Source organism: Streptomyces sp. NPDC005263 (genome assembly GCF_042872365.1).
In the GTDB taxonomy this organism is placed as follows: Bacteria; Actinomycetota; Actinomycetes; order Streptomycetales; family Streptomycetaceae; genus Streptomyces.
In genome coordinates this window covers 221,671-239,719 of the sequence record NZ_JBIAKJ010000003.1, presented here as the reverse complement: position 1 = coordinate 239,719, position 18,049 = coordinate 221,671, and the positions used below count along the sequence as shown (strand labels likewise).

Genomic DNA, 18,049 nt, shown 5'->3' with positions numbered 1-18,049 from the left:
AGATCTCCGTCATCACCCGGTGCGGGTCACATCGCGTTGACTCTGCGTGGTGACCAGCGGGGAGTAATCGGGAAAACAAGGAGATCCTCCGGCATTGTCGCCGGTGGTGGACGGATGAGCTGCCGGGCAGCGGCACTTTTCGGCCGTTTTCCACGAGCGGTGGCCGCGAACGGTTGTCCTGAGCCGTTTCGCGGACCCGTTCTCGCCCGGCGCCTGCGGCCTACGGCAAAGGCCGGGCAGCTCCCCCAAGGGAGAACTGCCCGGCCTCTGTGCGTGTGCGGCGGGGCCGCCCGGGCTCAGATGAGCTCAGTGACCGTACCGCCGGCGGCGGTGATCTTCTCCTTGGCGGAGCCGGAGACGGCGTCGACCGTCACCTGCAGCGCCACGGAGATCTCGCCCTGGCCGAGGACCTTGACGAGGCTGTTCTTGCGAACGGCACCCTTGGCCACGAGGCCCTCGACGGTGACCTCGCCACCCTCGGGGTACAGCGCGCCCAGCTTCTCGAGGTTCACGACCTGGTACTCGGTCTTGAACGGGTTCTTGAAGCCCTTCAGCTTCGGAAGACGCATGTGGAGGGGCATCTGGCCACCCTCGAAGCGCTCCGGAACCTGGTAACGGGCCTTCGTGCCCTTGGTACCACGACCGGCCGTCTTACCCTTCGACGCCTCACCACGACCCACACGGGTCTTGGCGGTCTTGGCGCCCGGGGCGGGACGGAGGTTGTGGATCTTGAGCGGGTTGTTCTCCGCCATGATCAGTCGACCTCCTCGACCGTCACGAGGTGGCGGACGGTGTGCACCATGCCGCGGAACTCGGGACGATCCTCCTTGACGACCTGCGTGTTGATGCCCTTGAGACCAAGGGAGCGCAGGGTGTCACGGTGGTTCTGCTTGCTGCCGATGTACGACTTCGTCTGCGTGATCTTGAGCTGCGCCATTACGCACCAGCCCCGGCACGCGCACGCAGCAGGGCCGCGGGAGCGACGTCCTCGAGCGGCAGACCACGGCGGGCCGCGACCTCCTCGGGACGCTGCAGGCCCTTGAGGGCCGCCACGGTGGCGTGCACGATGTTGATCGCGTTGTCGGAGCCGAGCGACTTCGACAGGATGTCGTGGATACCGGCGCACTCGAGCACGGCACGCACCGGACCACCGGCGATAACACCGGTACCCGGGGACGCGGGCTTGAGCAGCACGACGCCGGCAGCCTTCTCACCCTGGATCGGGTGCGGGATGGTGCCCTGGATACGGGGGACCTTGAAGAAGTGCTTCTTGGCCTCCTCAACACCCTTGGCGATGGCGGCCGGCACCTCCTTGGCCTTGCCGTAACCGACACCCACGGTGCCGTCACCGTCGCCCACCACGACCAGCGCGGTGAAGCTGAAGCGACGACCACCCTTCACAACCTTGGCGACGCGGTTGATCGCGACAACGCGCTCAACGTACGCGGTCTTCTCGGCGGCAGCAGCGCCGCCGTCACGGCCCTTCCGGTCCCGCCGCTCGCCGCCACCGGCACCGCTTCCACGGCGCTGGGGTCCAGCCATTGGATTACCTCTCTCTTTCCGCTAGCTACGGAAGCGGCTCAGAACTTGAGCCCGGCTTCGCGGGCGGCGTCCGCCAGGGCGGCGATGCGCCCGGCGTACTGGTTGCCACCACGGTCGAATACGACGGTCTCGACGCCGGCAGCCTTGGCACGCTCGGCGACCAGGGCGCCGACCTGCTTGGCCTGCGCGGACTTGTCGCCCTCGCCACCGCGGATCGAGGTGTCCAGGGTGGACGCCGACGCAAGGGTGTGACCCTTGAGGTCGTCGATCACCTGGGCCACGATGTGGCGGTTGGAGCGGGTAACGACCAGACGAGGACGCTCCGCCGTACCGTTGATCGACTTGCGGATCCGGATGTGGCGGCGCTTGATCGCGGCGCGCTTGTAGGCGTCGCCCTTGAGGATCTTCTGTCCGTATGCCATGGCTTACTTACCCGCCTTTCCGACCTTGCGGCGGATGACTTCGCCCTCGTACTTGACGCCCTTGGCCTTGTACGGGTCGGGCTTGCGCAGCTTGCGGATGTTGGCCGCAACCTCGCCGACCTTCTGCTTGTCGATGCCCTCGACCGAGAACCGCGTCGGGTTCTCGACCTTGAACGTGATGCCCTCGGGCGCCTCGACGGTGATCGGGTGGCTGTAGCCGAGAGCGAACTCAAGGTTCGAACCCTTGGCCGTGACGCGGTAACCGACACCACTGATTTCGAGCTTCTTCACGTAACCCTGGGTCACGCCGGTGATCATGTTCGCCACCAGCGTGCGGGACAGGCCGTGCAGGGCCTTGTTCTGACGCTCGTCGTTGGGGCGGGTGACGCTGAGCACGCCGTCCTCACCCTTGGCGATGTCGATCGGCGCGGCAACGGTGTGGCTCAGGGATCCCTTGGGGCCCTTGACCGAGACCGTACGGCCGTCGATGGTGACGTCCACGCCGGCGGGAACCGTGATGGGGAGCTTGCCAATACGCGACATAGCTGTTTCCTCCGTTCCCTTCCGCTACCAGACGTAGGCGAGGACTTCCCCACCCACGCCCTTCTTGCCGGCCTGCTTGTCGGTGAGGAGCCCGTGCGACGTGGAGATGATCGCCACGCCGAGGCCGCCAAGCACCTTCGGCAGGTTGGTGGACTTCGCGTACACCCGGAGACCGGGCTTGGAGATCCGCTTGATCCCCGCGATGGAGCGCTCACGGTTGGGGCCGAACTTCAGCTCCAGGACGAGGTTCTTGCCGACCTCGGCGTCCTCGACCTTCCAGCCCGTGATGAAGCCCTCCTGCTGGAGGATCTCCGCGATGTGCGACTTGATCTTCGATGCCGGCATCGTCACGGAGTCGTGGTATGCCGAGTTCGCGTTCCGCAGACGCGTAAGCATGTCTGCGATCGGATCAGTCATGGTCATGAATTGGCCTTCGGCCTCTCTCGCCGGGGTTTCCTGGTGCGCCATCCCTCTCCCCGATCCGAGACGGGACGGGTGCGGCGCGGTGGACCTACGGCGTAGTAAGTCGTATGGGCGTCCAAGCGCCCAACCCTCCTAGCCTAAGCCATGGAGGGGTGGGCACCTGACACTGCCCTTTACTTACCGAGAGCCTCTGGAATCCCAATCCAGCCGGTCGGCCCGAAGGGCCGCCCTTGAGGGGCGGTGGTCGGGCGACGGGTGGGAGGGACTACCAGGAGCTCTTGGTCACGCCCGGCAGCTCGCCACGGTGAGCCATCTCACGAAGGCACACGCGGCACAGGCCGAACTTGCGGTACACGGAGTGCGGACGGCCGCAGCGCTGGCAGCGCGTGTAGCCACGTACGCCGAACTTGGGCTTACGAGCAGCCTTGGCAATCAGAGCCTTCTTCGCCATCTCGCTCACGCCTCCTTGAAGGGGAAGCCGAGGTGACGAAGGAGCGCGCGGCCCTCAGCGTCGTTGGTCGCCGTGGTCACCACGGTGATGTCCATACCCCGGGTGCGGTCGATCTTGTCCTGGTCGATCTCGTGGAACATGACCTGCTCGGTGAGACCGAAGGTGTAGTTGCCACGGCCGTCGAACTGCTTGGGGGACAGGCCGCGGAAGTCGCGGATGCGCGGCAGCGCGAGCGACAGGGTGCGGTCCAGGAACTCCCACATGCGGTCGCCACGGAGCGTGACGTGGGCACCGATCGGCTGGCCCTCACGCAGCTTGAACTGCGCGATGGACTTACGGGCCTTGGTGACGGCCGGCTTCTGGCCGGTGATCGTGGTGAGGTCGCGAATCGCGCCGTCGATCAGCTTGGAGTCGCGGGCGGCGTCGCCCACACCCATGTTGACCACGATCTTGACGAGGCCGGGGATCTGCATGACGTTCTCGTACTTGAACTCGTCACGCAGCTTGCCCGCGATCTCCTCGCGGTACTTCGTCTTCAGACGCGGAGTGGTGGTGGTCGTCATCAGATGTCCTCACCCGTCCGCTTGGCAACGCGGATCTTGTTGCCTTCGTCGTCGAAGCGGTAACCGACGCGGGTCACTACCTTGTTGCCGTCCTTCTCCACGACGAGCTGAACGTTGCTCACGTGAACAGGGGCCTCGGTGGTGACGATGCCGCCGGCCTGCGAACCACGAGCCGTGGGACCGGCCTTGGTGTGCTTCTTGACCCGGTTGACACCCTCGACCAGGACACGGTCCTCGCGGGGGAAGGCCGCGATGACCTTGCCCTGCTTGCCCTTGTCCTTACCGGTGATGACCTGGACCAGGTCGCCCTTCTTGATCTTCATGCTTACAGCACCTCCGGCGCGAGCGAGATGATCTTCATGAACTTCTTCTCGCGCAGCTCACGGCCCACGGGGCCGAAGATACGGGTGCCGCGAGGGTCGCCGTCGTTCTTCAGAATGACGGCGGCGTTCTCGTCGAAGCGGATGTACGAGCCGTCCGGACGGCGGCGCTCCTTGACGGTGCGAACGATGACCGCCTTGATGACGTCACCCTTCTTCACGTTGCCGCCGGGGATCGCGTCCTTGACGGTGGCGACGATGACGTCACCGATGCCCGCGTAGCGGCGACCGGAGCCACCGAGCACACGGATGCAAAGGATCTCCTTCGCACCAGTGTTGTCGGCGACACGCAGTCGCGACTCCTGCTGGATCACGTCTATCTCCTGTTTGTCTGCCGGTTCCCGGCAGGGGTCCGGTTACCGAACCCCTGCCGAGCCTGGCGGAACTGTCCTGCGAGTTTGCCCGCAGGCGTACTTTTTGGAATTCCCTTGCGGGAATTACCTACTTGGCCTTCTCGAGGATCTCGACGACGCGCCAGCGCTTCGTCGCGGACAGCGGCCGGGTCTCCATGAGGAGGACACGGTCGCCGACGCCCGCGGCGTTCTGCTCGTCGTGCGCCTTGAGCTTGTTCGTACGGCGGATGACCTTGCCGTACAGCGCGTGCTTGACGCGGTCCTCGACGGCGACGACGACGGTCTTGTCCATCTTGTCACCGACGACGAGACCCTCACGGGTCTTGCGGAAGCCGCGGGCCCCTTCGGTCTGCTCAGTCACGTTGCTCTCACTCATCAGGCGCTCTCCACCGTCTCGATGCCCAGCTCGCGCTCACGCATCAGGGTGTAGATCCGCGCGATGTCCTTACGGACGGCCTTGAGCCGACCGTGGTTCTCGAGCTGACCCGTCGCCGCCTGGAAGCGGAGGTTGAACAGCTCTTCCTTGGCTTCGCGGAGCTTCGCCAGAAGCTCCTCGTCACCCAGTTCGCGCAGCTCGGACGCCTTGGTACCGGCCGACATCACGCTTCACCTGCCTCGCGCTTGACGATCCGGCACTTCATCGGCAGCTTGTGAGCGGCACGAGTCAGGGCCTCACGGGCGATCTTCTCGTTGGGGTAGGACAGCTCGAACATGACCCGTCCCGGGTGCACGTTCGCGATCCACCATTCCGGCGAACCCTTACCGGAACCCATGCGGGTCTCGGCGGGCTTCTTGGTCAGGGGGCGGTCCGGGTAGATGTTGATCCAGACCTTGCCGCCACGCTTGATGTGGCGGGTCATCGCGATACGAGCCGCCTCGATCTGGCGGTTGGTCACGTACGCCGGCGAGAGGGCCTGAATGCCGTACTCGCCGAACGCGACCGTCGTACCACCCTTGGCCTGACCACGGCGCTTCGGGTGGTGCTGCTTGCGGTGCTTGACCCTACGGGGGATCAGCATGTCGGTCAGGCCTCCGTTCCGGTGCTCTCAGCCGGAGCGGCAGCCGGAGCCTCGGCCTTGGGGGCCTCGGCAGCGGGAGCCTGCTGCGGCTTGCGACCGCGACCGCCGCGCTCGCCACCACGGCCACCACGGGCCGGGCGGTCGGCGCCGCCACCACGAGCCGGGCGGTTACCCGCACGGGCGGCAGCGTTCTCGGCGCGGACCTCGGCGATGTTCTTGACGTCGCCCTTGTAGATCCAGACCTTCACACCGATGCGGCCGAAGGTCGTCTTGGCCTCGAAGAAGCCGTAGTCCACGTTCGCACGGAGCGTGTGCAGGGGCACACGGCCCTCGCGGTAGAACTCCGAGCGGGACATCTCGGCGCCGCCGAGGCGGCCACCGCACTGGATCTTGATGCCCTTGGCGCCGGCCTTCATCGTGCCCTGCATGCTCTTACGCATGGCGCGACGGAAGGAGACGCGGGAGGAGAGCTGCTCGGCGACGGCCTGCGCGACCAGCTGGGCATCCGTCTCGGGGCTCTTGACCTCGAGGATGTTCAGCTGGACCTGCTTGCCCGTGAGCTTCTCGAGGTCACCGCGGATGCGGTCGGCCTCGGCGCCACGGCGGCCGATGACGATGCCCGGACGGGCCGTGTGGATGTCCACACGGACGCGGTCACGGGTGCGCTCGATCTCCACCTTCGAGATGCCGGCGCGCTCCATGCCGGACGTCATCATCCGACGGATGGCGACGTCTTCCTTGACGTAGTCCTTGTACAGCTTGTCGGCGTACCAACGCGACTTGAAGTCGGTGGTGACACCGAGCCGGAACCCATGCGGGTTAACCTTCTGGCCCATTACCGGGTTCCTTCCTTGCTGCTGACGACCACGGTGATGTGGCTGGTCCGCTTGCGGATCCGGTAGGCGCGGCCCTGGGCACGCGGACGGAACCGCTTCAGGGTCGGGCCCTCGTCGACGTACGCCTCGGAGATGAAGAGGCTGTCGGCGTCGGTGTGGTCGTAGTTGTGCGCGGCGTTGGCGATGGCGCTGTCCAGCACCTTGCCGACCGGCACGCTCGCGGCCTGCGGGGCGAAACGCAGGACCGCCTGAGCCTCCGTGGCATCCATGCCACGGATAAGGTCCACCACGCGGCGGGCCTTCATGGGCGTGACGCGGATGTACCGCGCCTGGGCCCTGGCTTCCATGGTTGTCCTTCCAGTGTCTGTCATGGTCATTCCACCCCGCGGTTAGCGGCGCTTCGACTTCCGGTCGTCCTTGACGTGACCCCGGAAGGTGCGCGTCGGCGAGAACTCGCCGAGCTTGTGGCCGACCATCGACTCGGTGACAAACACCGGAATGTGGGTCTTGCCGTTGTGCACCGCGAGCGTGTGGCCGAGCATGGCCGGCACGATCATGGAGCGACGGGACCAGGTCTTGATGACGTTCTTGGTGCCGGCTTCGTTCTGGGCGTCCACCTTCTTGATCAGGTGGTCGTCGACGAAGGGCCCCTTCTTGAGACTGCGCGGCATCTAAACCCGCTCCTAGCGCTTCTTGTTCGTCTTGCGGCGGCGGACGATGTACTTGTTCGAAGCCTTCTTCGGCGAACGAGTACGACCCTCCTTCTGACCCCACGGGGAGACCGGGTGGCGACCACCGGAGGTCTTGCCCTCACCACCACCGTGCGGGTGGTCGACCGGGTTCATCGCCACACCGCGAACGGTCGGACGAACGCCCAGCCAGCGCTTGCGGCCGGCCTTGCCCCAGTTGATGTTGCTCTGCTCGGCGTTGCCGACCTCGCCGACGGTGGCGCGGCAGCGCACGTCGACCAGGCGGATCTCACCGGAGGGCATGCGGAGGTGAGCCATCTGGCCCTCCTTCGCGAGCAGCTGCACGGAGGCACCGGCGGAGCGGGCGAACTTGGCGCCGCCACCGGGACGGAGCTCGATCGCGTGGATCGTGGTACCGACCGGGATGTTGCGGAGCGCCAGGTTGTTGCCCGGCTTGATGTCGGCCCCGGGACCGTTCTCGACGCGGTCACCCTGCTGCAGGTTGCGCGGGGCGAGGATGTAGCGCTTCTCGCCGTCCGCGTAGTGCAGCAGCGCGATGCGCGCGGTGCGGTTGGGGTCGTACTCGATGTGCGCGACCTTCGCCGGCACGCCGTCCTTGTCGTGACGACGGAAGTCGATCACTCGGTAGGCGCGCTTGTGTCCGCCACCCTGGTGGCGAACGGTCACACGACCGGCGTTGTTACGGCCGCCCTTGCTGTGCAGCGGGCGGACCAGCGACTTCTCCGGCGTGGACCGCGTGACCTCGACGAAGTCGGCGACGCTGGAGCCGCGACGGCCCGGCGTAGTCGGCTTGTACTTGCGGATTCCCATTTCTCAGTCCTCGTCCGATATCGGACGATCCGACCCGCTTAAGCGGTCGGACCGCCGAAGATGTCGATACGGTCGCCCTCGGCGAGGGTCACGATCGCGCGCTTGGTGCCCGCGCGCTGACCGAACCCGGTCTTGGTGCGCTTGCGCTTGCCCTGGCGGTTGATCGTGTTGACGCCGGTGACCTTGACCGAGAAGACCGCCTGGACGGCCTGCTTGATCTGGGTCTTGTTGGCGCCCGGCGCGACGATGAAGGTGTACTTGCCCTCATCGAGCAGCGCGTAGCTCTTCTCCGACACGACCGGCTTGAGCAGGACGTCACGGTGGTCCGTGAAGGCCTTGCTCGCCGGGGTGACGACGGTGTTCTTGCCCTCGGCCTCGTGGCGGCGCGCCTTGGCGACGCGCGCGGCCTTGGCGGCCTTGGCGGCCTTCGAGGCGATGCTCGGGTGACGCGTAGCCATCAGGCCTCGCTCCCTTCGGTGTCGGTGGCCTGCGGGCCGGACACGAAGGACTCGAAAGCGGCCTGGGTGAAGACCACATCGTCGGAGACGATCACGTCGTACGTGTTCAGCTGGCCCGGCTCCAGGATGTGGACCTGGGGCAGGTTGCGGGCGGAGAGCCACGCGGCCTCGTCGGCGCGGTCGATGACCAGGAGCACGTTCTTGCGCTCCGAGATCTTGCCGAACAGCGTCTTGGCGGCCTTCGTGGAGGGGTTCTCGCCCTCGATCACGCCGGTGACGACGTGGATGCGGTCGTGGCGGGCCCGGTCGGTGAGGGCGTGGCGCAGGGCCGCGGCCTTCATCTTCTTCGGGGTCCGCTGCGAGTAGTCACGCGGCTGCGGGCCGTGGACGACGCCACCGCCGGCGAACTGCGGCGCGCGGGTCGAACCCTGGCGCGCGCGGCCGGTGCCCTTCTGACGGTAAGGCTTCTTACCGCCACCACGGACTTCACCGCGACGCTTGGTCTTGTGCGTGCCCTGGCGGGCAGCGGCGTTCTGCGCGACGACGACCTGGTGGATCAGCGGGATGCTGATCTTCTCGACGCCGAAGATCTCCGCGGGGAGCTCGACGCTTCCGGTCTTCTCGCCGGCAGGCGAAAGGATGTCAACAGTGCTCATCGGTACCTCAGGCCCCCTTGGCCGCGGTGCGGACCAGGACGAGGCCGCCGTTCGGACCGGGAACCGCGCCCTTGATGAGCAGCAGACCCTTCTCCGCGTCAACGGCGTGGACGGTCAGGTTCTGGGTGGTGACCCGCTCGTTGCCCATACGACCCGCCATGCGGAGGCCCTTGAACACGCGGCCGGGGGTGGCGCAGCCACCGATGGAACCGGGCGAGCGGTGCTTGCGCTGGGTGCCGTGTCCGGCGCCGAGGCCCTTGAAGTTGTGACGCTTCATGACACCGGCGAAGCCCTTGCCCTTGCTCTTGCCGGTCACGTCGACCTTCACGCCGGCCTCGAACACCTCAGCGGTGATCTCCTGGCCCAGCGTGTACTCGGAGGCGTCCGCGGTGCGGATCTCGACGAGGTGGCGACGGGGGGTGACGTCGGCCTTGGCGAAGTGACCCTTGAGGGGCTTGTTCACCTTGCGCGGGTCGATCTCGCCGAAGGCGATCTGGACCGACTCGTAGCCGTCACTGTCATTCGTACGGACCTGGGTCACGACGTTCGGGCCGGCCTTGACGACGGTGACCGGGACGACACGGTTGTTCGCGTCCCACACCTGCGTCATGCCGAGCTTCTCGCCCAGGATGCCCTTGATCTGCTTAGCCATCGTTCAGATCACCGGCCTCAGAGCTTGATCTCGATGTCGACACCGGCCGGGAGGTCGAGTCGCATCAGAGAGTCAACGGTCTTGGGGGTCGGGTCGAGGATGTCGATCAGACGCTTGTGCGTGCGCATCTCGAAGTGCTCGCGCGAGTCCTTGTACTTGTGCGGCGACTTGATGACGCAGTACACGTTCTTCTCAGTGGGCAGCGGCACCGGGCCCGCGACCGACGCACCAGTACGCGTCACCGTCTCGACGATCTTCTTCGCCGAGCTGTCGATGACCTCGTGGTCGTAGGCCTTGAGCCGGATGCGGATCTTCTGTCCCGCCATGGCTACTAGTAGTCCTGTCTCTCATAACGCTCTGGAACCCGGTATTCCGAACACTCGCTCGCCGACCCACGCGGTCGGGCGTGTCGCGCTCTCGCTGACACAGATGTCCCATCTCTGGAACATCCCGTCCGGGAAAACGCGGCCCTTCCGGAACCGCAAGCCGGGAGCGCGGCGCCGACATGCTGACGCGTGACCCACCGGGTGCCTGGACGGCGCCGCACTGACACTTCCCGAAAGATTCCCGTACGTCCGCCCCAGCGCTGCCACCTGGCAGTTGGGACGACGAGTACTGTGGGACTCGCTTTCGGTCCTCCCGGCGGGAGGCGCGCAGCATCAACGCTCGACCGAGCAACTCCGACAGTCTGCCATATGGGGCAGGGGCCTGGCCAATCGAGCCGGAGACCTTACCCCGAGGGTGACGTACGTCAAACCAGGGGCCGTGGACATGGGCCTCGGTTCGTGCCGGACCCCGCTCGACGGCGATGCTCCGGGTGCGGTCCGGCCGACCGTTCCGCGTTCGCGGATATGAACAAGGATCACGTACACACGTATTGACGCGTCCACGGCAAGCACCTTACGTTCCCACCTTAGAACCCGAGAAAGCGCTTTCTCTTGCACGGCCCCCCAGGTCACGGACGAACCCGGAGGCACCACCATGCAAGTGAGACCCGTCATCGCAAGTGTCAGCCTGCTGGCCGGCGCGCTCGTCGCGCTCTCCGGCACCCCGGCTCAGGCCGCGAGCACCACCCAGTACGTCTCACCGAGCGGCACCGACAGCGCGGCCGGCACGCAGTCCGCGCCCACCACGCTCGCCACGGCGATCAGCCGCATCGCCCCCGGCGGCACCATCTACCTGCGCGGCGGGACGTACAACTACTCGTCGACGATCACGATCCCGGCGGGCAGCAACGGCACCTCCAGCGCCCGCACCACGCTGACCGCCTACTCCGGCGAGAAGCCGGTGCTCAACTTCTCGGCGCAGAGCGAGAGTTCGTCGAACCGCGGGCTCCAGCTGAATGCCAACTACTGGCGCCTCTACGGCCTCACCGTCGAGCGTGCCGGGGACAACGGGATCTACGTCGGCGGCAGCAACAACGTCGTCGAGCGCACGGTGACGAGGTACAACCGCGACACCGGTCTGCAGCTGGGGCGCATCGCCTCCAGCACCCCGAGCTCCCAGTGGCCGTCGAACAACCTGATCGTGAGCTCGGAGTCGCACGACAACGCCGACTCCGACGGCGAGGACGCCGACGGCTTCGCCGCGAAGCTCACCACCGGTACCGGGAACGTCTTCCGTTACGACGTCTCCCACAACAACATCGACGACGGCTGGGACCTGTACACCAAGACCGACACGGGCCCCATCGGCCCGGTCACCATCGAGTACTCCCTCTCCTACACCAACGGCACCCTGAGCAACGGCACCGTGAACTCCAACGGCGACCGCAACGGCTACAAGCTCGGCGGCGACGACATCGCCGTCAACCACGTCGTGCAGCACAGCATCGCCTACCGCAACGGCAAGCACGGGTTCACGTACAACAGCAACCCGGGCCAGATGACGATCTCGAACAACGCGAGCATCGACAACGCCCAGCGCAACTTCTCGTTCGACGCCGGCACCCATGTGTACCGCAACAACACCTCGTGCCGGTTCAGCGTCAGCGGCTCGAACGACAAGACCATCGGCAGCGCCGACAGTTCCAACCAGTTCTGGACCGGCACCAACGGCTCCCGGTGCTCCTCGTACTCCGGCGCCCTGGGCTGGTCCTTCGCCTCGGACGGCCGCCTCAACGTGACCCTCGGCGGCAAGGTGGTGACGCCTTAGCTCGACGCCTCCGGCGCCGGTCACCACCCGGCGGAGGCGAAGGGGCCGTACGACGTCTTGGTCGTACGGCCCCTAGCCGGCCAGGGGCCGGTGACACATGGGGGGCCTGACCAGACCTGGCCCCTCTCGCGGATCAGGACGCTGATCGGGCGCCCACGCGACGAACTCCGGACGAGAGCCTGTTGGACCGACGGACCGCAAAGCAGTTCAGGCTCAGGCAGGAGCGATGGTGAGGTTGACGACCCAGCGGTGGGGCGAGATCTGCCGAGTCCGCGTGAAACCGTAGTCCTCGAAGACGGCCATCGGGCCGGTGTGCAGGAACGATCCCGACACCGAACGGTCGTCGGTCTCCTCGGGGTAGCCTTCGACCGTGCCGCCCCCCTTACGGGTGATCTCGGCCAGCGCCCCGCCGAGTGCAGCATGAGCGACACCGCGCTTACGCAGGCCCTTCCCGGTGAAGAAGCAGGTGACGCGCCAGTTGGGCAGCACCACGAGGTCCTTTTCGTACGTCCGCTTGCTCTTGATCTCCGGCAGCTCGGTCGGCGAGCCGAACTGGCACCAGCCCAGGCAGTCGTCGCCCTCGAAGACGAGCGCGGAATGGGTCCGCCCCTCACGGACTCGCTGCTCCTTCTCGGCCCGGTTCTGCTGGGAGGTACGCCCCTTCCCGACCTTGACATGAAAGCCCATGCACCAGCAGCCGCCCCACACGCCGTTATTCGCCTCGACCAGTCGGGCGAACGCCGGCCAGGTGTCCGTGTCCAACGGCCGAACGGCGAAGGGGGAAGCGGTCGTATCGACTGGTGCGTTGTTGCTCACCGACGCCTCCCCAGCGGTGGTATTGCGGTCTGCCGATCCAACAGGCTCTCGTCCGCTGCGGCAATGCCCTGACCTGCCCACCTAAGGTCAGACGAAGTCGTCCTCGCGCACGATGTTGTGCTCCTGGCAGTCGGGGCACCGCCGGAACACAACCGCGCGGGTGAAGCCGGCAGCTCAGCCGCACCGCACATCCGACCGCCATGACCAACCAACTCGGCGAAGCCACCTGGTCACGGCGTCAGGCACGCGCATTCCGCATGCGTGCGAACGACGTCTCCAGCCCCCGCTTCACCATCCCGGCCACCGGCCGCTCCACGAACCGGTGCACCAGCCAGCTCAGCACCAGGAACCCGGCCAGCACCACGACGACCAGGAGACGCGGGTCCATCGTGTCGCGGAGGCGGCTGATCATCGTCGTGCCCGCCGCGTAGTGCGTCAGGTACAGCGGATAGGTCAGCGCGCCCGCCGTCACCAGCCACTTCCAGCGGATCCGGTCGGTCGCGCCCAGGGCGATGGCCACCATGGCCAGCAGGAAGACCGTGAAGATCAGTACGCTCCCCCGCCAGCCGGAGACATGCTCGACCTCGTCGATCCGCTGCCCCAGCTCCACTTGGCCCATCAGCCAGGCCATCGCCAGGATGCCCCACAGCAGCAGGTCCTGGCCGAAGCGGTGCATGAGGTACAGGGCGAGGCCCGCGATGAAGTACCAGGCGCCCTCCGGGTTGGCGACCAGCTCCAGCAGGGGGAACTCGGAGACCGGCGCGAGCATCGCGGCCGCGCCCCACACGCAGCAGAAGACCACGACCTTGCGGTACGTCAGCCCGGTCGCGACCACGAGCAGGAACAGCAGGTAGAAGCGCAGCTCGGACCAGAGCGTCCAGTACACGCCGTCGACGTTGGCCACGCCCGAACCGGACTGCAGCATCGTGAGGTTGAGCAGGACCTCGCGTGGGTGCAGGCGTTCCCACACGCCCGGGACCGCCACCAGGACGGCCGTCGTGAAGAGGACGGCGAACCAGTACGCCGGGTAGAGCCGCATCACCCGGGAGACGAAGAACTGCCTCGGCGTACGTCCCCAGCAGGACATGCAGATGACGAAGCCGCTGATCACGAAGAAGATCTCGACGCCGATCCAGCCGTAGGAGGCGAATCGGAACACCGTGGGCATGACGTCGGACACCGGCCGGTCCCAGATCGCGTTGCCCGGCTGGTCGACGCGGTTGGTGCCGGCGTAGTGGTGCATGGCGACCATCAGCGCGGCCAGCAGCCGGATGCCGTCGATGGCGTACAGCCGGCGGCCCACACGATCCCGTACGACGGCGTGGCGGCCCGTCCGGGTGGACTGCGGGGGCTGGTGCCGTCGCTGTCCGGTGAGGGCGAGCGGAGGGAGTGGCTGCTGCAGGCCGCCGACAACCCGTCGCGGTATCGACGTCCTGCTGTCCGCGCCGTGCATCGACACCTGTCCGTCCGTTCTCACGAGAGGAGTCCGGGCCGGGGCGGTCACCGGACAGCTCACGCTACGGCCGCCCCAAACGCCCCACAGCGAACAGACACGAACATTCCACGCGTGGGCGCCGGGGAGTTGCCGCAACTCTCGCCGGGCCGCCGCCGAGAGTTCTCCGACACTTCACCTGACGCGCACGGGAGCAACGTGACAAGCCGACACGCGGGCGCGGACACGCGAAAGGGCCCGCACGACCGAAGTCGTGCGGGCCCCTCAGGAGCTCGCGCTGGAGCTACCAGGTCAAGTCAACAAAGTCACTTGTTGATCTTGGTGACCTGGCCGGCGCCGACCGTCCGGCCACCCTCACGGATGGCGAACTTCAGGCCCTCTTCCATGGCGACGGGCTGGATGAGCTCCACCTTCATCTCGGTGTTGTCACCCGGCATGACCATCTCGGTGCCCTCGGGGAGGGTCACGACGCCGGTCACGTCCGTCGTACGGAAGTAGAACTGCGGACGGTAGTTGTTGAAGAACGGCGTGTGGCGGCCACCCTCGTCCTTGGACAGGATGTAGGCCTGCGCCTCGAACTCGGTGTGCGGGGTGACCGAGCCCGGCTTGATGATGACCTGGCCGCGCTCGACGTCCTCGCGCTTGATGCCACGGAGGAGCAGACCGACGTTCTCACCGGCCTGGCCCTCGTCGAGCAGCTTGCGGAACATCTCGATACCGGTGACCGTGGTGGTGGTCTTCTCGGTCTTGATGCCGATGATGTCGACGGTCTCGTTGACCTTCAGGACACCACGCTCGATACGGCCGGTGACGACCGTACCGCGACCGGTGATCGTGAAGACGTCCTCGATCGGCATGAGGAACGGCTTGTCGACGTCGCGCTCGGGCTCCGGGATCGACTCGTCGACGGCCTTCATCAGCTCGAGGACGGAGTTGCCCCACTCCTTGTCGCCCTCGAGCGCCTTGAGCGCCGAGACCTTGACGACCGGCAGGTCGTCGCCCGGGAACTCGTACTCGGAGAGGAGCTCACGGACCTCGAGCTCGACGAGCTCCAGGATCTCCTCGTCGTCCACCATGTCGGCCTTGTTCAGGGCGACGACGATGTACGGAACGCCGACCTGGCGGGCCAGGAGCACGTGCTCCTTGGTCTGCGGCATCGGGCCGTCGGTGGCGGCGACCACGAGGATGGCGCCGTCCATCTGCGCCGCACCCGTGATCATGTTCTTGATGTAGTCCGCGTGACCGGGGCAGTCGACGTGGGCGTAGTGACGCGTCTCCGTCTGGTACTCGACGTGCGCGATGGAGATCGTGATACCGCGCTGGCGCTCCTCAGGAGCCTTGTCGATCTGGTCGAAGGCCGAGGCCTCGTTCAGGTCCGGGTACGCGTCGTGCAGCACCTTGGTAATGGCGGCCGTGAGGGTCGTCTTACCGTGGTCGATGTGACCGATGGTGCCGATGTTGACGTGCGGCTTAGTCCGCTCGAACTTCGCCTTCGCCACTGGGGTCCTCCTGGGAGTGGTTCTGGTACGCCTTACTTCAACGGCGCCAGGTGATCTTTGCTGGAATGCCCGGGCCTGGAGGCATTCGCACCATGATTGTGGCGGAATGCCCCTGAGGCTCCGGAGTCAAGCCTAAAGCGTGTGAACGGCTTGCGTTACTCGCCCTTGGCCTTCGCGATGATCTCCTCGGCGACGTTCCGCGGAACCTCGGCGTAGGAGTCGAACTGCATCGAGTAGCTCGCGCGACCCGACGTCTTGCTGCGGAGGTCTCCGACGTAGCCGAACATCTCCGAGAGGGGCACGAGGCCCTTCACGACGCGGGCACCGGCCCGCTCCTCCATGGCCTGGATCTGACCACGGCGGGAGTTGATGTCGCCGATGACCTCACCCATGTAGTCCTCGGGCGTGGTGACCTCGACGGCCATCATCGGCTCCAGGAGCACGGGGCTCGCCTTGCGCGCGGCCTCCTTGAAGGCCTGCGAACCGGCGATCTTGAACGCGAGTTCGGAGGAGTCGACCTCGTGGTAGCCACCGTCGATCAGCGTCACGCGGACACCGGTCATCTCGTAGCCGGCCAGGATGCCGAACTGCATGGCCTCCTGCGCACCGGCGTCGACCGAGGGGATGTACTCCCTCGGGATACGGCCACCGGTGACCTTGTTCACGAACTCGTACGCCGGGCCGTCGGCCTCGGTGATGGGCTCGATCGCGATCTGCACCTTGGCGAACTGGCCGGTACCACCGGTCTGCTTCTTGTGGGTGTAGTCCACGCGCTCGACGGCCTTGCGGATCGTCTCGCGGTAAGCGACCTGCGGCTTGCCGACGTTGGCCTCGACCTTGAACTCACGGCGCATACGGTCGACCAGCACCTCGAGGTGCAGCTCGCCCATACCACCGATGATGGTCTGGCCGGTCTCCTCGTTGGTGTGGACCTGGAAGGACGGGTCCTCCTCGGCCAGGCGCTGGATCGCGACGCCGAGCTTCTCCTGGTCACCCTTCGACTTGGGCTCGATGGCGACCTGGATGACCGGCGCCGGGAAGTCCATGGACTCCAGGATCACCGGGTTCTTGTCGTCGGACAGCGTCTCACCGGTGGTGGTCTGCTTCAGGCCCATGACGGCGACGATGTCACCGGCGCCCACCGACGCGATCTCCTCACGCTTGTTCGCGTGCATGCGGTAGATCTTGCCGATGCGCTCCTTCTTGCCCTTGACGGAGTTCAGCACGGCAGTGCCGGTCTCCAGGCGGCCCGAGTAGACCCGGACGAAGGTGAGCTTGCCCAGGTGCGGGTCGCTCATGATCTTGAACGCGAGCGCGGCCAGCGGCTCGTCCTCGGACGGCTTGCGCTTGACGACCAGCTCCGGGTCCTTCACGTCGTGGCCCTCGATGGCCTCGACGTCGAGCGGAGTCGGAAGGTAGCGCACGACCGCGTCGAGCAGGGGCTGGACGCCCTTGTTCTTGAACGCGGTGCCACAGAACACCGGGGTGACCGTGGTGTCGCTGGACTTGCCGGACGCGATGGTGATGCGACGGATCGCGGCGTACAGCTGCTCCTCGGTGGGCTCCACGCCCTCCAGGTACAGCTCCATGATCTCTTCGTCGTTCTCGGCGACGCCCTCGATCAGCTTGCCGCGGTACTCCTCGGCAGCCTCGGTGTGCGTGGCCGGGATGTCGACGGTGTCGTACATCTCGCCCTTGGCGGCCTCGGCGGACCACACGAGCGCCTTCATGCGGACCAGGTCCACGACGCCCTTGAAGTCGGCCTCGGCGCCGATCGGGAGCTGCATGACGAGCGGCTGGGCGCCCAGGCGGTCCGAGATCATGTCCACGCAGCGGTGGAACTCGGCGCCGGTACGGTCCAGCTTGTTCACGAAGCAGATGCGCGGCACGCCGTAACGGTCGGCCTGACGCCACACCGTCTCGGACTGCGGCTCGACACCCGCGACACCGTCGAACACCGTGACGGCACCGTCGAGCACGCGGAGCGAACGCTCCACCTCGACCGTGAAGTCGACGTGCCCGGGGGTGTCGATGATGTTGATCGTGTAGTCGTTGTCCTCGAGCGGCCAGTGACAGGTGGTGGCAGCAGAGGTGATCGTGATGCCACGCTCCTGCTCCTGCTCCATCCAGTCCATGGTGGCGGCGCCGTCGTGGACCTCACCGATCTTGTAGCTGACGCCGGTGTAGAAGAGGATCCGCTCGGTGGTGGTCGTCTTGCCCGCGTCGATGTGGGCCATGATCCCGATGTTGCGGACCTTGGCCAGGTCAAGTGAAGTGGTAGCCATAAGGCTTTCGTCTTCTCTCGGTCT

Annotated in this window: 25 protein-coding genes and 1 pseudogene; 1 reads left to right on the top strand and 25 read right to left on the bottom strand. The window is 66.4% G+C overall.

All coding sequences use genetic code 11. From position 1 onward, the window contains the following. Positions 1-296: 296 nt before the first annotated feature. The 21 genes from rplO to rpsJ form a co-directional block, all read right to left on the bottom strand. Entirely contained in the window at positions 297-752 is a 456-nt protein-coding gene (gene rplO, locus ACFYRY_RS14730) for a 50S ribosomal protein L15 (protein WP_356765788.1), read from the bottom strand. A 2-nt stretch (positions 753-754) separates the two neighbouring features. Then, on the bottom strand, positions 755-937 hold the full coding sequence (gene rpmD, locus ACFYRY_RS14725) for a 50S ribosomal protein L30 (protein ID WP_005481207.1): 183 nt from the start codon (positions 935-937) through the stop codon (positions 755-757). Next, the gene (rpsE, locus tag ACFYRY_RS14720; RefSeq protein ID WP_108014598.1) at positions 937-1,542 is read right to left on the bottom strand and encodes a 30S ribosomal protein S5; all 606 of its coding nucleotides are present in this window, start codon (positions 1,540-1,542) and stop codon (positions 937-939) included. Before rpsE ends, rpmD begins: the two co-directional genes overlap by 1 nt. Before the next feature lie 38 nt (positions 1,543-1,580). Continuing rightward, the gene (gene rplR / locus ACFYRY_RS14715) at positions 1,581-1,964 is read right to left on the bottom strand and encodes a 50S ribosomal protein L18 (RefSeq protein WP_356765790.1); all 384 of its coding nucleotides are present in this window, start codon (positions 1,962-1,964) and stop codon (positions 1,581-1,583) included. Positions 1,965-1,967: 3 nt separating this feature from the next. Then, complete coding sequence (rplF, locus tag ACFYRY_RS14710) at positions 1,968-2,507, bottom strand: 50S ribosomal protein L6 (protein ID WP_046263521.1); 540 nt, start codon at positions 2,505-2,507, stop codon at positions 1,968-1,970. Between the two features lie 24 nt (positions 2,508-2,531). Next, complete coding sequence (rpsH, locus tag ACFYRY_RS14705; RefSeq protein ID WP_007384075.1) at positions 2,532-2,930, bottom strand: 30S ribosomal protein S8; 399 nt, start codon at positions 2,928-2,930, stop codon at positions 2,532-2,534. Positions 2,931-3,195: 265 nt separating this feature from the next. Beyond that, positions 3,196-3,381: a type Z 30S ribosomal protein S14 gene (locus tag ACFYRY_RS14700; protein ID WP_003948630.1), complete on the bottom strand. Its 186-nt coding sequence runs from the start codon at positions 3,379-3,381 to the stop codon at positions 3,196-3,198. Between the two features lie 5 nt (positions 3,382-3,386). Continuing rightward, a complete protein-coding gene (gene rplE, locus ACFYRY_RS14695) occupies positions 3,387-3,944 on the bottom strand; it encodes a 50S ribosomal protein L5 (protein WP_280886337.1) in 558 nt (185 codons plus the stop codon). Next, on the bottom strand, positions 3,944-4,267 hold the full coding sequence (gene rplX, locus ACFYRY_RS14690; protein ID WP_052839850.1) for a 50S ribosomal protein L24: 324 nt from the start codon (positions 4,265-4,267) through the stop codon (positions 3,944-3,946). The genes rplE and rplX overlap by 1 nt, the downstream gene beginning before the upstream one ends. A gap of 2 nt (positions 4,268-4,269) precedes the next feature. Further along, positions 4,270-4,638 (bottom strand): 50S ribosomal protein L14, encoded by a 369-nt coding sequence (gene rplN / locus ACFYRY_RS14685; RefSeq protein ID WP_003992364.1) that lies wholly within the window; start codon positions 4,636-4,638, stop codon positions 4,270-4,272. Between the two features lie 127 nt (positions 4,639-4,765). Beyond that, a complete protein-coding gene (gene rpsQ / locus ACFYRY_RS14680) occupies positions 4,766-5,053 on the bottom strand; it encodes a 30S ribosomal protein S17 (protein WP_356765796.1) in 288 nt (95 codons plus the stop codon). Continuing rightward, positions 5,053-5,277, bottom strand: coding sequence for a 50S ribosomal protein L29 (rpmC, locus tag ACFYRY_RS14675; protein ID WP_003998824.1), 225 nt, complete (start codon positions 5,275-5,277; stop codon positions 5,053-5,055). Before rpmC ends, rpsQ begins: the two co-directional genes overlap by 1 nt. Then, a complete protein-coding gene (gene rplP, locus ACFYRY_RS14670; protein ID WP_356765798.1) occupies positions 5,277-5,696 on the bottom strand; it encodes a 50S ribosomal protein L16 in 420 nt (139 codons plus the stop codon). Before rplP ends, rpmC begins: the two co-directional genes overlap by 1 nt. Before the next feature lie 5 nt (positions 5,697-5,701). Beyond that, on the bottom strand, positions 5,702-6,532 hold the full coding sequence (rpsC, locus tag ACFYRY_RS14665; protein WP_356765800.1) for a 30S ribosomal protein S3: 831 nt from the start codon (positions 6,530-6,532) through the stop codon (positions 5,702-5,704). Continuing rightward, entirely contained in the window at positions 6,532-6,879 is a 348-nt protein-coding gene (gene rplV, locus ACFYRY_RS14660; protein WP_003974262.1) for a 50S ribosomal protein L22, read from the bottom strand. Before rplV ends, rpsC begins: the two co-directional genes overlap by 1 nt. Positions 6,880-6,921: 42 nt before the next feature. Further along, positions 6,922-7,203 carry a 30S ribosomal protein S19 gene (rpsS, locus tag ACFYRY_RS14655; RefSeq protein WP_003992359.1) on the bottom strand — a complete coding sequence of 94 codons (282 nt, stop codon included), beginning with the start codon at positions 7,201-7,203 and terminating at the stop codon, positions 6,922-6,924. A 12-nt stretch (positions 7,204-7,215) separates the two neighbouring features. Then, complete coding sequence (gene rplB, locus ACFYRY_RS14650; RefSeq protein WP_059192905.1) at positions 7,216-8,052, bottom strand: 50S ribosomal protein L2; 837 nt, start codon at positions 8,050-8,052, stop codon at positions 7,216-7,218. Between the two features lie 38 nt (positions 8,053-8,090). Beyond that, positions 8,091-8,510 carry a 50S ribosomal protein L23 gene (gene rplW, locus ACFYRY_RS14645; protein ID WP_356765802.1) on the bottom strand — a complete coding sequence of 140 codons (420 nt, stop codon included), beginning with the start codon at positions 8,508-8,510 and terminating at the stop codon, positions 8,091-8,093. Further along, positions 8,510-9,166: a 50S ribosomal protein L4 gene (gene rplD, locus ACFYRY_RS14640; RefSeq protein WP_362451340.1), complete on the bottom strand. Its 657-nt coding sequence runs from the start codon at positions 9,164-9,166 to the stop codon at positions 8,510-8,512. The genes rplW and rplD overlap by 1 nt, the downstream gene beginning before the upstream one ends. A 7-nt stretch (positions 9,167-9,173) precedes the next feature. Then, positions 9,174-9,818 (bottom strand): 50S ribosomal protein L3, encoded by a 645-nt coding sequence (gene rplC, locus ACFYRY_RS14635; protein ID WP_232031828.1) that lies wholly within the window; start codon positions 9,816-9,818, stop codon positions 9,174-9,176. Positions 9,819-9,835: 17 nt separating this feature from the next. Continuing rightward, the gene (gene rpsJ / locus ACFYRY_RS14630; RefSeq protein ID WP_003948644.1) at positions 9,836-10,144 is read right to left on the bottom strand and encodes a 30S ribosomal protein S10; all 309 of its coding nucleotides are present in this window, start codon (positions 10,142-10,144) and stop codon (positions 9,836-9,838) included. A gap of 748 nt (positions 10,145-10,892) precedes the next feature. Between rpsJ and ACFYRY_RS14625 the strand changes: the two are divergent. Then, a pseudogene (locus ACFYRY_RS14625) lies at positions 10,893-11,972 on the top strand (hypothetical protein); the annotation flags it as partial. Positions 11,973-12,185: 213 nt separating this feature from the next. Here ACFYRY_RS14625 and ACFYRY_RS14620 read toward each other — a convergent pair. The 4 genes from ACFYRY_RS14620 to fusA form a co-directional block, all read right to left on the bottom strand. Further along, on the bottom strand, positions 12,186-12,788 hold the full coding sequence (locus ACFYRY_RS14620) for a GNAT family N-acetyltransferase (protein WP_389144303.1): 603 nt from the start codon (positions 12,786-12,788) through the stop codon (positions 12,186-12,188). A gap of 238 nt (positions 12,789-13,026) precedes the next feature. Then, positions 13,027-14,247, bottom strand: coding sequence for an acyltransferase family protein (locus tag ACFYRY_RS14615; RefSeq protein ID WP_389146213.1), 1,221 nt, complete (start codon positions 14,245-14,247; stop codon positions 13,027-13,029). 299 nt (positions 14,248-14,546) lie between these two features. After that, a complete protein-coding gene (gene tuf / locus ACFYRY_RS14610) occupies positions 14,547-15,740 on the bottom strand; it encodes an elongation factor Tu (RefSeq protein WP_356765816.1) in 1,194 nt (397 codons plus the stop codon). 155 nt (positions 15,741-15,895) lie between these two features. Then, the gene (gene fusA, locus ACFYRY_RS14605) at positions 15,896-18,025 is read right to left on the bottom strand and encodes an elongation factor G (RefSeq protein WP_389144300.1); all 2,130 of its coding nucleotides are present in this window, start codon (positions 18,023-18,025) and stop codon (positions 15,896-15,898) included. Positions 18,026-18,049 lie beyond the last annotated feature (24 nt).